The sequence below is a fragment of the Streptomyces sp. NPDC006743 genome, from assembly GCF_040703815.1.
In the GTDB taxonomy this organism is placed as follows: Bacteria; Actinomycetota; Actinomycetes; order Streptomycetales; family Streptomycetaceae; genus Streptomyces.
This window is the reverse complement of record NZ_JBEYJA010000021.1, coordinates 56,529-70,500: the sequence shown is the minus strand read 5'-3', so window position 1 is coordinate 70,500 and position 13,972 is coordinate 56,529. Positions and strand designations below refer to the sequence as shown.

The 13,972-nt window shown below is 74.5% G+C and carries 9 protein-coding genes; 7 read left to right on the top strand and 2 right to left on the bottom strand.

What is annotated here, in order from left to right; all coding sequences use genetic code 11:
* Nucleotides 1-154 precede the first annotated feature (154 nt).
* From ABZ719_RS19185 to ABZ719_RS19170, 4 genes are all read left to right on the top strand, one after another.
* Nucleotides 155-1,411 carry a LacI family DNA-binding transcriptional regulator gene (locus ABZ719_RS19185; protein WP_366726367.1) on the top strand — a complete coding sequence of 419 codons (1,257 nt, stop codon included), beginning with the start codon at nucleotides 155-157 and terminating at the stop codon, nucleotides 1,409-1,411.
* 696 nt (nucleotides 1,412-2,107) lie between these two features.
* The gene (locus ABZ719_RS19180) at nucleotides 2,108-3,472 is read left to right on the top strand and encodes a M60 family metallopeptidase (protein ID WP_366726366.1); all 1,365 of its coding nucleotides are present in this window, start codon (nucleotides 2,108-2,110) and stop codon (nucleotides 3,470-3,472) included.
* A gap of 21 nt (nucleotides 3,473-3,493) precedes the next feature.
* Nucleotides 3,494-5,902, top strand: a complete 2,409-nt coding sequence (locus ABZ719_RS19175; protein WP_366726365.1) for a polysaccharide lyase 8 family protein — start codon at nucleotides 3,494-3,496, stop codon at nucleotides 5,900-5,902.
* Between the two features lie 116 nt (nucleotides 5,903-6,018).
* Nucleotides 6,019-7,935 (top strand): DUF2264 domain-containing protein, encoded by a 1,917-nt coding sequence (locus ABZ719_RS19170; RefSeq protein WP_366726364.1) that lies wholly within the window; start codon nucleotides 6,019-6,021, stop codon nucleotides 7,933-7,935.
* 1 nt (nucleotide 7,936) lies between these two features.
* Here ABZ719_RS19170 and ABZ719_RS19165 read toward each other — a convergent pair whose 3' ends face one another.
* The gene (locus ABZ719_RS19165; protein ID WP_366726363.1) at nucleotides 7,937-8,854 is read right to left on the bottom strand and encodes a TetR/AcrR family transcriptional regulator; all 918 of its coding nucleotides are present in this window, start codon (nucleotides 8,852-8,854) and stop codon (nucleotides 7,937-7,939) included.
* A 285-nt stretch (nucleotides 8,855-9,139) separates the two neighbouring features.
* On the opposite strand from ABZ719_RS19165, the gene ABZ719_RS19160 reads away from it, so the two are divergent.
* The 3 genes from ABZ719_RS19160 to ABZ719_RS19150 all read left to right on the top strand — a co-directional run bounded on the left by ABZ719_RS19160 (nucleotide 9,140) and on the right by ABZ719_RS19150 (nucleotide 12,823).
* On the top strand, nucleotides 9,140-10,855 hold the full coding sequence (locus ABZ719_RS19160; RefSeq protein ID WP_366726362.1) for an MFS transporter: 1,716 nt from the start codon (nucleotides 9,140-9,142) through the stop codon (nucleotides 10,853-10,855).
* A gap of 212 nt (nucleotides 10,856-11,067) precedes the next feature.
* A complete protein-coding gene (locus ABZ719_RS19155) occupies nucleotides 11,068-11,715 on the top strand; it encodes a HEAT repeat domain-containing protein (RefSeq protein WP_366726405.1) in 648 nt (215 codons plus the stop codon).
* 85 nt (nucleotides 11,716-11,800) lie between these two features.
* Complete coding sequence (locus ABZ719_RS19150; RefSeq protein ID WP_366726361.1) at nucleotides 11,801-12,823, top strand: MerR family transcriptional regulator; 1,023 nt, start codon at nucleotides 11,801-11,803, stop codon at nucleotides 12,821-12,823.
* Between the two features lie 124 nt (nucleotides 12,824-12,947).
* Here the strand turns inward: ABZ719_RS19150 and ABZ719_RS19145 are convergent, their stop codons facing one another.
* Nucleotides 12,948-13,931 (bottom strand): L-threonylcarbamoyladenylate synthase, encoded by a 984-nt coding sequence (locus tag ABZ719_RS19145; protein WP_366726360.1) that lies wholly within the window; start codon nucleotides 13,929-13,931, stop codon nucleotides 12,948-12,950.
* Nucleotides 13,932-13,972 lie beyond the last annotated feature (41 nt).

Sequence of the window (13,972 nt, the reverse complement as noted above, 5' to 3'; positions counted from 1 at the left end):
GCCGGAGGAGGGCGGCGCGGCGGAGCCACGGCGCACCACGGCGGCGCCGGCGCGAGGTGCGGTGCCGGTCCCCGCGAGCACGGCGGCATCAGGACGAGAGGCCCTAGTCTCTGGGGCGGGCGGACCGCAGACAGACCAGCACGACCATCAGGGGGTGGGCCGGATGTCCCGGCAGAGTTCCACGGCACCCGGACCGGACGGCGCGCAGCCGGGCGAGGGACAGGGCGAGCGCGGCGGGCAGCGCCGCGCCACGGTCGTCGACGTCGCGCGGCGCGCCGGGGTGTCCACGGCGACCGTCTCCCGCGTGCTGAACCGCAACTATCCGGTGGCCGCCGCCACCCGCGAACGCGTCGAGGCGGCCATGCGTGAGCTGGGGTATGTGGTCAACGCCCATGCCCGGGCGCTGGCCGGCGCCTCCGGCCGCACCGTCGGCATCATCGTCGGCGAGCTGATCGACCCGTTCTACGCGTACATCGCGCGCGGCGTGGAACGCGAGGCCACCGACGGCGACCGGCTCTGCCTGGTGTGCTGCACCCAGGGCGACCCGCAGCGCGAACTCGCCTTCATCGAGCTGATGCACGAACGGCGCGCGGACGCCGTGGTGCTCGTCGGCGGGAGCGTCGAGGACCGCGCCTACAAGGCGGAGCTGGCGCGCCGGGCCCGGGAGCTGGACGCGGGCGGTGCGAAACTGGTGCTGTGCGGACGGCCCTCGCTCGGTGAGGGCGTACCGACGGTCGGCGTCGAGTACGACAACGAGGGCGGCGCCTTCGCGATCACCGACCACCTGATCACCCAGGGCCATGAGCGGATCCTCTACCTGGGCGGGCCGCCCGGCCTCTCCACGGCACGGGACCGGCTCGCCGGGCACCGGCGCGCGCTCGAGCTGCGCGGCATCGCGCGGGATCCGGAGCTGGAGCAGCCCGGCGCCTTCAGCCGGGCCTTCGGCTACCGGCGCATGTCCGAACTGCTGCGCGCGGGCCCGGAGTTCACCGCGGTGTTCGCCGCGAACGACATCGTGGCGGCCGGTGCGGCGCAGGCCCTGGAGGAGGCCGGCGTACGCATCCCGCAGGACATGTCGCTGGTCGGCTACGACGACATCCCGGTGGCCCAGGAGCTGCGGCCACGGCTGACGACCGTCCGGATCCCGCTGGAGGAGATGGGCCGGCAGGCGGTGCGCGTCGCGCTCTACGGCGGGGACGAGGACGACTGGCGCGCCCCGACCACCGGCACGCTGCGCCTGGGCACGCACATCGTCGTCCGGGAGTCGGTGGCGCCACCGCGGCGTACGGCGCCGGGCGGCGGAGCCTCGGGGAGCGGGACGCCGACAGGCGGCACCTCGGGGAACGGCTCCTCGGGGCACGGGACGTCCGGGAACGGCGCCCCGGCAAGCGGCGGGCGGCGCTGGAACTGAGACGGGAACCGGGGCCCGATCCGGCACCGGAGCTGACGACGGAGCCCTGGCGTGCTCGATTCTGCTCGCAGGGGCGCCGGTTCGGATAGTAACGAACAGAAACTCGGCCCACCCCCTTGCGGGTGGATAGCAACCGCTTACATGCTGGCGCGCAGCCCCATCCGCTCGTCCCGCCCCTCGCCCTGACGTCGTTCGTCCCATGGGAGTTCCTGGATGCGCCCTGCCCACACGCCGCTCCCCGCCCCTCTCCCCGGGCACGCCGAAGCGTCCTCCCGCGTCCGGGGCGGCGTCCCCGCCGGCCGCGAGTCGCACACGGCGGGCCGCGCGCGGACGGACTTCTCCGGCGGAAGGCGGGCGACGCCTGTCGAGGCGCGGGACGGCACCGGGACGACCGCCCCGCGCCTCCCCGGACCGGACTCCGCCCCGCCCGCGCTCACCGGCCCTGCCACCCTCACCTGCCCTGGCCCGCTCACCTGCCCGAGCCCGCTCACCACCTGACAGCGCGGCCGTCACGCCGCATCGGCCGGCCGGACCGCCCGGGCCCCGCGAGCCGACCGGGACACGCGGGCCCGCCGGGCCCCACGGGCCGGCCGGGACGCACAGGCAGGCCGGGGCACACAGGCAGGCCGGCGCGCCCAGGACGCCCTGACACCACTCCCCCGCACCGCACGGATCGCCCCAAGGAGACGACGCCTCATGCGCACCCCCGCATCCCCGTCCCGCCGTTCCGTCCTCGCCGCGGCCACGGGCGCCGCGCTCGCCGTCGGCGGCCTCGGCACCGGCACCGCCCAGGCCGCCGGTTCCGCTCCCGCGCCCGGCACCGCTCGCTCCGCCGCCGCCGCCGACCTCACGGTGCCGCTCGTCGCCCGGCCCTCCGCGGAGGCGGAGCGGCTGCGCCTCGGCCAGGCCCTGCGGGCCAGCGAGTTCCAGGCGACCGGCCGCTACGTCCCGCCGGGCACCCCCCTCCGCCTCGCCGTCCTGCCCTACGACGGTCTGGTGCCGACACTGTGGATCGGGCAGTGGGACTACTACGGCACCGTCACCGAACCGCGCCCCTACCCGCTGAAGCCCGGCGCGAACACCGTGACCGACCCGCACGGCGGACCCGTCTACCTCACCCTGGAGGGCAGCGGGCAGCGCGCCGCCGTCCGGTTCATGAGCGGCTCCGTGCCCATGCCGGTCTTCACGCTCGGACGCACCACCGAGGCCGTCTACCAGAGCCAGTTGGACACCTGCACCGGTGTCCCGGTCGTCGAACTGCACGGGCCGCGCTCCATCGTGACACTCACCCGGGACGGCGCGCTGCTGTACCGGGACGAGGACCACGCGGCGCTGCTCGGCCTGCTGGAGCAGATCATCGACGCCGAGTCCGCCATCAGCGGCCTGGACAGCTCCGCGCCGGTGCACCGGCCCAAGGCCGGCGGGTACCACTTCACCGAGGTGTCGGTGGTGCCGTCCGGCGTCGGGGCGTACGCGACCCACGGCTACAACGGCTTCCCGCGCGCCTATCTCGACCGGGCCACCACGGTGACGGGACTGCGCACCCGCGGCTGGGGGCTGTACCACGAACTCGGGCACCTGCACCAGCAGTTCGCGTACAAGCCGTCGGGGCTGACCGAGGTGACGGTGAACATCTACTCGCTGGCCGTGCAGCGCGCCCTCGGCCAGGCGTCCAACCTGCTCACCGTCGACCCGAAGACGGGCCTGAACTACTTCCAGTCCGCCCGGGCCAAGTTCGGCACGCCGGGGCTGGCGTACGAGAAGTCCTTCGGCGCGTACGAGAAGCTGGTGCCGCTGCGGCAACTGGAACTCGCCTTCGGGGACGACTTCTGGCCCCGGCTGCACAAGCTGGTGCGGGAGGAGAACCCGCGGTCGGACTCCACCCAGACGGCCGAGCGCTACCGGGCGCTCGCCACGTACGCCAGCCGCGTCGCGGGGCGTGACCTCACCGATTTCCTCGTCACCACCTGGGCGTTCCCCGTCGACGCCGAGGGGCGGGCCGAACTGGCCGCACTGAACCTGCCGAAGCCCTCTACCGACCCGGCCACGCTGAGCGACTGATCCCGGAGAACGGAGCACGCCATGGACCTGAGCAGACGCCAGACCCTCGCGCTCGCCGGAGCGGGCGCGGTCACCTCCCTCGTCGCCCGCGCGGGCGGCGCGAGCGCCGCCGGCGGCGGTGCCGGGCAGGAGGGCGGCGATCCGTACGAGCCGCTGCTGGCCCGCGCCGCACAGCAGTTGACCGGCGGTGCGTTCGACCCGCGGGACCCGGACTTCGCCGCCGCGCTCGCCGCCCTGGACGCCGAGGCCTCGGCCTGGTGGCAGCGGATCGACACCTCCGCAGGGCGGCAGGCGCTCTGGGCCGACCTGTCGCCGGCCGCCGACCCCGGCATGTTCGGCCAGAGCTACCCGCGGCTGCGCACGCTCGCCACCGCCTGGGCCACCCCCGGCACCTCGCTCAGCGGACAGCCGGCCGTGCGCGACGGGATCCTCGACGCGCTCCGCTTCCTGCACACCGCCGGCTACAACGCCTCCCGCCGCGAGACCGGCAACTGGTGGTTCTGGGAGATCGGCGCGCCGCGCGACCTGATGGACGTCTGCGTGCTGCTGCGCGCGGACCTCCCCCAGGAGGACCGCGACGCCTACGTGCGGACGGTGGCCGCGTTCGTCCCCGACCCGGACCGCCGCACCAACTCCCCCGCTCTCGCCGAGACGGGTGCCAACCGCGCCGACAAGGCTGTCATCGTCGCGCTGCGCGGGCTGCTCGCGGGAGATCCCGCGGCGCTGGTGCTGGCCCGCGACGGGCTGTCCGACGTCCGCGGCAACGGACGGAACAGTCTGTTCCAGTACGTCACCTCGGGCGACGGCTTCTACCGGGACGGCTCGTTCGTGCAGCACTCGAACGTCGCGTACACGGGCACGTACGGCAGTGTCCTGCTGGGCGGCGCCGGGCAGCTGATGGCGCTGCTCGCCGGTTCCGACTGGGCGCTCACCGACCCTTCGGTCGAAGTGCTGTACGAGGCGGTCGAGCGGAGCTTCGCCCCGTTCCTGTTCGACGGGCTGATGATGGACGCGGTGCGCGGCCGCGCCGTCTCCCGCGAGGCCGCCCGCGACCACGACGACGGGGCGAGTGCGGTCGCGCACATCCTGCAACTCGCCGAGGCCGCACCGCGGGCGTACGCGGACCGCTGGCGCGCGGCGGCCAAGGGCTGGATTCTGCGCAACACGCGCACGCCGTACAAGGATCTCGTCCGGATCCCGGACCTGGCCCGCGCGAAGGCCCTGCTCGCCGATGCCTCCGTGCGTCCCGCCGACCGCCTCAGCGGGCACTTCGTCCTCGCCGACATGGACCGCGTGGTGCACCGGCGCCCGTCGTGGGCGTGCGCGCTGTCCCTGTCGTCGAAGCGCATCGCCGCCTACGAGGCGGGCAACGGCGAGAACCTGCACGGCTGGTACACCGGCGACGGCATGACCTACCTGTACGACGGCGACGACACCGACGTCTTCGGTGACGCCTTCTGGCCGACCGTCGACCCCTACCGGCTGCCGGGCACGACGGTGGACACCCGCCGCCGGGCCGATCTCGCGACCGGCTCCGGGACCGGCACGTTCCGTCCGCAGAACACGGTGGCGGGCGGGGCGGTGCTCGACGCCCGGCTCGGCGCCGCCGCGATGGAGCTGATCGCGGACGGGTCGACGCTGCGGGCCAAGAAGGCCTGGTTCTTCCTGGACAACGCGGTCGTCGCGCTCGGTGCCGCGATCACGGCGAGCGACGGCAGGACGATCGAGACCGTCGTGGAGAACCGGAACCTGCACGCCGACGGGGCGCCCCGGCTCGTCGTCGACGGGCACCGGCAGCCGACGGAGCAGGGCTGGTCGGCCTCGCTCGAGGACGCGCGCTGGGCCCACCTGGAGGGCACCGGCGGGTACGTCTTCCCCTCCGGCGGTCCGCTGCGCGCACTGCGCGAGGAGCGCACCGGCACGTGGCGCGCCGTCAACACCGGGGCGGACACCGGCGGCAGCACCACCCCGGTCACCCGGCGTTACGCCACTCTCTGGTTCGACCACGGCCCCTCCCCCACGTCCGCGTCCTGCTCCTACGTCCTGCTGCCGGGCGCGACCGCCGCCGCGACCCTGGCCTGGTCACGCTCCCGCCCGGCGCGCGTCCTGGCCAACGACGCCACCGTGCAGGCCGTCGCCGCACCCCGTCACGGCCTGCTCGCGGCGCACTTCTGGGCGGCGGGTTCGGTGGACGGACTCGCATCGGACGGCCCCGGCACCGTCCTGGTGTGCCGTCGCGGCCAGGGCGTGTCGGTGGCGGTCGCGGACCCGGGCCGTACGGCGACGACCCTGACCGTCCGGCTGCCCTTCCCGGTGCGCCGGGTGGTCAGCGGCGACGACACCGTGTCCGTCACACCGGGCCGCCGCCCGGTGCTCACCGTCCGCGTGGGCGGTTCACGGGGTCATACGCACACGGCCCTGCTGCGTTAGGACCGTCGCGCCGGATCCGTCGCACCCGCAGGGCCCGTCTCACCTCGTCCGCCGCGCCCGTACCGTCCCTGCCGTCCGTATCGTCCGCCGCCCGACGAAGGAGCCAGCGAACCGCCATGGCCGCCCCGCACTTCCCCCTGCCGCCCACCGACCGTGTCCGCTCCCCCCTGACCGGCTGGACCCGGGCCCACTGGGAGGCCCTGGCCGACCGGCAGCTGGCGGCCCTGCTGCCCTACGCCACCCCGGGCATGGCGCAGTACCGGCTGCCGGGGCGGGCCAGCTGGTCCGGGGTCGTCTCGGACGGCCTCGAAGGGTTCGCTCGGTCATTTCTGCTGGCCTCCTTCCGGATCGCGGGCGCGGGCGGCGACGACGTCGGCGGTCAGGGGCCGGATTCCGCAGCCGTCCCCCACCTCGTCGAAAGGTACACGCGGGGTCTGACAACGGGCACGGACCGTGACAGCGGTGAGGCCTGGCCCGCGCTCACCGACTGCTCCCAGCAGATGGTGGAGGCCGCCTCGATCGCGCTCGGCCTGCACGAGACCCGCCCGTGGATCTGGGACCGGCTCGACACCCGGGTGCAGGAACGGGTCGTCGACTGGTTCTCCGGGTTCGTCGGCGCGAAGACCTGGGACAACAACTGGCGCCTGTTCCAGGTGGTGGCGGAGCAGTTCCTCGCCTCGGTGGGCGCGCCGTTCAGCCAGGGCGACATCGACGCCGGCCTCGACCGGATCGAGGACTGGTACGTCGGCGACGGCTGGTACACGGACGGGGACGGCCGCAACTTCGACTACTACATCGGCTGGGCCATGCACCTGTACCCGCTGCTGTGGGCGCGCATGGCGGGGCCGGACGGGGACGGCGGGCGCGGCGCCGTCTACCGGGAGCGGCTGGCCCGGTTCCTCACCACGTACCCGCAGTTCTTCGGCGCGGACGGCGCGCCGGTCCACCAGGGCCGGTCGCTGACGTACCGCATCGCGGCGACGGCGCCGGTGTGGCTGGGCGCGCTCACCGGCTGCACCCCGCTCGCCCCGGGCCTGACCCGGCGCCTCGCCTCGGGCGCCGCCCGGCACTTCGCCGAGCGCGGGGTGCCGGACGAGCGGGGACTGCTGCCGCTGGGCTGGTACGGCACGTTCCTGCCCACGACCCAGCCGTACTCGGGGCCGGCGTCGCCGTACTGGGCGAGCAAGGGGTTCCTCGGGCTGCTGCTGCCCGCCGACCACCCGGTGTGGACGGACCGTGAACTACCGCTGCCCGTCGAGCAGTCCACGCAGTACACGGCGCTGCCCGCACCCGGCTGGCTGCTGCACGGCACCCCGCACGACGGTGTCGTGCGCCTGGTCAACCACGGCAGCGACCACAACCCGCCGGACGGCCCCGGCAGCGACGACCCGCACTACGCCAAGTTCGCCTACTCCACGGCCACCGCCCCGGAGTCCGCGCCGCACGCCTGGCAGCGCGCCGTCGACAACCACATCGCCCTGCTCACCGCCGACGGCACCCCGTCGCGGCGCCGCCGCATCCACCCCCTCACCTGCGAAGGACGCCGTGCGTCGTCCCGTCACACGGTCCGGCTCGGGGGGCTGGAGGAGGAGTTCCCCATCGAGTCGACGAGCGTGCTGCACGGGCCGTGGGAGCTGCGCGTGCACCGCGTGCGGGCCCCCGAGGGCGTGACGGTGCGCGAGGGCGGCTACGCCGTCGCCGACGCGACGCGCCCGCGGACGGAGCGGGGGCCCGGCTGGGCGCTGACCCGCACGGAGTCGGGGCTGAGCAGCGCCGTGGTCGCGCTGTACGGGTGGGACGAGGAGACGGGCGTCGCGCGCGAGGTCGAGGCGAACGCGTACGGTCCGCACTCGGCGACGCCGTACCTGAACGCCGTGCGCCACCCCGGCGGGGAGAGCGTGCACGTCGGCCTGGTGGTGCTCACCCGCGACGTCGTCCACCCGTGGGCCCTGCGGGAGTCGGTCACGTGCACGCGCGAGGACGACGGGCGGGTGCGGGTCACGTTCCCGGACGGGGAGAGTGTGACCGTCTGACTCACACGTCGGCGGCCGGAGCCCGGCCCGGGGCCGCAACCTGCTCCGGGGCCGCGGCCTCGCCGGTGCCCGGGCCGCCGCCGGTCGCCGCACGCTCCTGCCCGCCTCCGTCCGCGCCCGCGCCCGCGCCCGCCCCCGTCTGCCCGCCCGCCGACGTGCCGGGCAGGTAGCTCGCCAGGCCGCGCAGGATGATCTCCAGGCCGATGTCGAACCTCTCGTCGGAGGAGCCCGTCACCATCAGACCGGCCAGGGCGCGCAGGTGGGGGAAGTCGCCCTCGGGCAGGGACGCGAAGTAGTCGCGCATCTCCTCGGCCAGCTCGCTCAGGTCGGGGCCGGCCGGGTCCGGGCCGCCGTCCGCGGGAGCGGCGGTCCGCGCCCGCCACAGGTCCTCGCCCAGGACGAACCCGTCGATGTAGGTGGAGATGAGGTCACCGGCCTCCGCCGCGATGCGGTCGGGGAGCCCGGCCGTCCGCAGCAGGCCGAGGAACGCCTCGACGTGCGGCAGCAGTTCGGCGGTGAAGGGGACGTGGGCCATGGAGATCCGGGCCATGTCCCGGTGGGCCAGCAGCCGCCGCCGCCCGGCGCGGGCGTAGTCCCGCAGTCGCTCCTGCCACCGCTCGGGGTCGGGCTCGGGCATCTCGGCGCCCTGGAAGACCCGGTTGTACATCAGCTGCAGCAGGTCGTCCTTGTTGCTGACGTGGGCGTACAGGGCGGAGACCGTGACGCCCAGTTCGGCCGCGACCTGGCGCATCGACAGTCCGTCGAGCCCCTGGCGGTCCAGCACGGTGAAGGCGGCGTCCACGATGCGTTCCCGCGACAGGGGGGTGCGCGCGGGCGCGACACGGGCGCGCGCCGGGCGCCCGCGCTCCCACGGGGGCGGCGGAGGAAGTGCGGGGGTACCGGCGGCCTCGTCGTTCATGAGACCAGTCTAGGCGCCTGGAGAACAGTGTTCTCCGCCGATGAGCGGCGTTCTCGGTCCGGCTGTCCTGGCACCCGTACGCGATGGACGCGATATATCTTGACCGCGAGCCGCGGCTTGCGTTATATCTTAATGAACGTTGTTCTCTCGGAGAGCAGTGTTCTGTTACGGTGAACACTGTTCTTTCCGGCTGCCGCTGTTCTCCACCGGTCGCCGCACCCGCATCCGCCCTCTCGCGCCCGCCGGTCCCACGGCGGCGCGACCCGTCCGCGAGGAGTACTACCGATGTCCACCACGGGCGTGGCGTCCCCCGAGACGCACACCGAGTCACCGGCGCCGCCCTACCGCTGGCGCTGGGCCGCGCTCTTCGTGATCCTCGCGGCCGAGGTGATGGATCTCCTCGACGCCGTCGTCACGAACATCGCCGGCCCCTCCATCCGAGCCGACGTCGGCGGCGGCGCCTCCACCCTGCAGTGGCTCGCCGCCGCGTACACCCTGGCGATGGCCGTCGGGCTCGTCACCGGCGGACGGCTCGGAGACATCCACGGACGCCGGCGGATGTTCCTGGTGGGCGCCGCCGGCTTCACCGCGGGATCGCTGCTGTGCGCCGTCTCCATGTCGCCGCAGATGCTGATCGCCGCACGTGTCGTGCAGGGCGTGTTCGGCGCGGTGATGCTGCCGCAGGGCCTCGGCATGATCAAGGAGATGTTCCCGCCGAAGGAGTCGCAGAAGGCGTTCGGCATGTTCGGCCCGGTCATGGGGCTCTCGGCGGTCTGCGGGCCGGTCCTGGCGGGCTGGCTCGTGGACGCCGACTACTTCGGCACCGGCTGGCGGATGATCTTCCTGATCAACCTGCCGCTGGGGGCCGCCGCCCTCCTCGGCGCGCTGCGCTACCTGCCGAGGACCGTCTCGGACGACAAGCCTCGCCTGGACATCCCCGGCATGGTGCTGGTCTCCCTGGCGGCGCTGCTCGTCATCTTCCCGCTGGTCCAGGGCCGTGAGTACGACTGGCCCGTGTGGACGTTCCTGATGATGGGCGCCTCGGTGGCCGTCTTCGTCGTCTTCGGGGTGTACGAGTCGCGGCGCAGCAGGGCCGGCCGGGACCCGCTGGTCATACCGAGCCTCTTCCGCAAGCGCGGGTTCAGCGGCGGCATGACCCTCGGACTGGTCTTCTTCTCGACCATGCAGGGCTTCATGCTGGTCTTCAACCTCTACACCCAGATCGGTCTCGGCTACTCGCCCCTCAAGGCGGGGCTCGTGATGGTGCCCTGGTCGGGCGGCATGATCGTCGGCTTCGGTGTCGCCCAGGGCGTCGCCCGGTTCGGACGGGCCGTACTCCAGGCGGGCACGCTGGTCATGGCGGCCGGTGTGTTCGGCGTGTGGCTGACCCTCGACATGGCGGGCAGCGGCGTCGGCCCCTGGCAGCTCCTGCCCGCGCTGCTCGTCACCGGTATCGGCATGGGCCTGCTGATGGCGCCCTTCTTCGACATCGTGCTCGCCGGCGTCGACCAGCACGAGACGGGCTCGGCGTCCGGCACGATGACGGCGGTCCAGCAGCTCGGCGGCGCCTTCGGCGTGGCGCTGCTCGGCACCGTCTTCTTCGGCCTGCTGGGCGGCGGGATGGCCACCGCCGTCGACCACCACTCCGACGGCCTGCGCGGGCAGTTGACCGCCGCGCACGTCACGCCCGCCGCTCAGGAGCGGATCGTGGCGGACCTGCGCACCTGCTCCTCGGACCGGGCCGTTGCCAAGGACCCGGAGGCGACCTTGGCCTCCTGCGCCCGCCTGGAGAAGGACACCCGGTCGGCCGTGACGTCGCCCCAGGACGCCGCCCGGATACCGGCGGCGCTCCGGGACACGGCGTCGTCGGCCTTCCGCAGCGGTTTCGGCGCCGTCATGCAGACGGTGCTGTGGATCGTCGACGGCATGCTCGCCCTGACCTTCCTGCTCGCCTTCCTGCTGCCGCGTCACGCCCGTCCCGAGGGCGCGGGCGGCCACTGAGCCCGGCCCGGCCAGGTCTGTGCGGCGGCTGTCCGCCGGGTGGACGACGGCCGGTCCCCGTCCCGCGATGGACGAGGGCCGGTCCCTCGTCCCGAGGGGGGCGAGGACCGGTCCCGGCCCCGGCCCCGCCCCCGCCTTGACCTTGACACAGTGACAAGGTCTTGACTGCGGCCCAGGAGGTGGTCGCGGTGACCGGGACGGAAGAGGACACGATGGTGGCGCGGGTGCTGCGGGGGCTGGAGCACGGCGCCGCGTCGGTACGGCTGCGGGCGGCGCTGGCGGCCGGCACGACGCCGGATCCGGGTTACGTCGACGGACTCGTCGAGCGCTGCGCGGTCGAGCCCGAACCGTACGTACGGGAAACGCTGACGTGGGCGCTGACCCGCCACGCGCCCGCCATGACGCTCCCCCGGCTCATCGGCGAACTCCGCTCGGAACGGGCGCGGGCACGCAGCCAGGCGCTGCACACCCTGTCCAAGATCGGGGACCGGCGGGCGTGGCCGGCGATCACGCGGACGCTGCTGACCGACGGCGACGACGAGGTGGCCCGGTGCGCCTGGCGGGCGGCGGTCGTCCTCGTGCCCGGCGAAGAGGCGCCGGGGTTGGCGGACGTCCTGGCCACCCAGCTGGGGCGCGGCGGACGGGAGATGCGGCTGAGCCTCAGCCGGGCGCTGATCGCACTCGGTGAGGAGGTCGTCGTACCGGTCCTGCGCACGGCGGCTCGGGACGCCGACCCTCGTGCGCGGGAGCATGCGGCGGACACGGAACGGCTGCTGCGCGACCCGGACGCCGCACACGAGTTCGCGATCGGGGAGGCGAGGCGCGTGGTCGCCCTCGGTCCGGCCGGCCAGGAGGAGTGACCCGCGTGACCGGCCCCGCAGGAGTGGAATACGTGACCGGCCCCGCAGGAGTGACGTACGTGACCGGCCAGGAGGAGTGACCTACGTGTTGATCGGTGAAGTGGCGCGGCGCTCCGGGGTCAGCGCCCGCATGCTGCGGCATTACGACTCGCTCGGCCTGGTGCGGCCCTCGGTGCGCACCGGGGGCGGCTACCGGGAGTACTCCGGGGAGGACATCGAGCGGATCTTCCACATCGAGAGCCTGCGCTCGCTGGGGCTGTCGCTGCGCGACGTGGGGCGTGCCCTGGACGATCCCGGTTTCCAGCCGTCGGCGCTCGTGGACGACCTCATCCGCCAGAGCCGGCAGCGCCTCGCGGAGGAGACGGAACTGCTCACGCGGCTGAGCCGGATCGGTGCGGCCGAGCCCGCCGGCTGGGACGACGTGCTCCGGACCGTCGCCCTGCTGCGCGCCCTCGGGTCGCGGGACGCAGCACAGCGCCAGCGCGCCGCCCTGTCCTCGGTGGAGCGGTGTCCGGTACCGGTGGAAGCGCTGGTCGAGGCGGCGCTGGGCGAGACGGACCCGAACGTCGCCGGAGCCCTGCGGTGGGCTCTGGCGCACGCGGGCGGGAGCGGGGAGGCACTGGCACTGCTCGCGCAGGGCCTCGCCTCGCCGGCGGCCGAGGTGCGCGAACGTGCCGTCCGGGCCGTCGCCGAGATGGAGGGCGGCGAGGCGACCGCTGTGCTGCGGACCGCCCTCACCGACCCCGGCGGCGCGGTCCGCCGGTGTGCGGCCCTGGCGCTCGGGACGCGTGGGGTGGCCGACGCGGTCCCGGTGCTCATCGACATGGTCGTCCGGGAGACGAACGACGCCGACGCGGCCGACGTGCTGAGCGCGCTGGCGGCGTCCGGCCCGGCGCCGGCGGAACGGATCGCCGCGGGTCTCGCCGACCGCCTCGCCCAGGGCACGCTCGCACCGTCCGCGCGGCTGAGCCTGGTCCACGCCCTCGCGGAGGTCCCGGGGCCCACGTCCTCCCGTGCCCTGGCAGAGCTGTCGCACGACGAGGACCGCGCCGTCGCCCTCACCGCGGCCCACGTCCTCACCCTGCGCCGGGCCGCGCGGGACTCCTGAAGGAAGCCGCCCGGAGCGAACACCGCGGAGCGAACACCCGAACCGGCGCCCCCCAGGAGAGAGGCACCCGCCGCACGCCCCCGCCGCTCGGCCCGGCGCCGCCGGGAACCCCTCACGCGCCAGGTCAGGCGTGCTGCGCCGAGCGGGGGCCCGCGGCGCGGCGGAGCCGGTTGGCGATGGCGAGGCCCAGCCCCTCCTCCGCCGGCAGGGACGCGACGATGAGGTCGCACCCCCGCTGGTCGAAGTCGCGCAGGAAACCGTAGAGCCCGCGGGCGTAGGCGGCCGGCGAGGCGGGCACCGCCACCGTGGCGTGCGCCTTCACCGGCGTGCCGGCGAGGGAGGGCGGCAGGAAGACGCCCACCTGGTGCCCCAGCTCGCGCGCCGACTCCACCTCGTCGAGCACCTTCCCAGGCTCGACGAGCACGACCCGGGCGCGCGGCGCGTAGTGGGAGGGGTGCTGGCCGGGCACCCGGACGCGGCTCGTCGAGGGGACCGCGACCGGCCCTCCCAGCACCGCTTCGAGGTCCTCGCGGGTCACCCCGCCGGGCCGGAGAACGCTCGGGGTGTCACCCGTGACGTCCACGATGGTCGACTCGACGCCGACCTCGCAGGGGCCGCCGTCCAGGACGAAGTCGACGGCGTCGCCGAGTTCGGTGCGGACGTCGTCCGCCGTCGTCGGGCTGACGGAACCGAAACGGTTGGCGGAAGGGGCCGTGATGCCGCCGCCGAAGGCCGCCAGCAGCGCGCCCGCGACCGGGTGGTCGGGGACGCGCACGGCCACCGTCTCCAGGCCGCCGGTCGCCTCCAGGGGCACCCGGCGACTGCGTCGCAGGACCAGGGTGAGCGGTCCGGGCCAGAAGTGCGCGGCCAGCAGACGGGCCGTCGCGGGGACGTCCTCGACCCAGTCGTCCAGCTGCTCCGCGCCGCCGATGTGGACGATCAGCGGGTGGGAGGGCGGACGTCCCTTCGCCTGGAAGATGCGTGCGACGGCGACGGGGTCCTCGGCGTTGGCGCCCAGCCCGTAGACGGTCTCGGTCGGGAGGGCCACCAGGCCTCCGGCGCGCAGCACCTCGGCCGCCTTCTCGATGTCACTGCTGCTTGCCGTCACCCTCGCGATCCTCTCACTGATCCGCGTTCCGTACCGTGGTC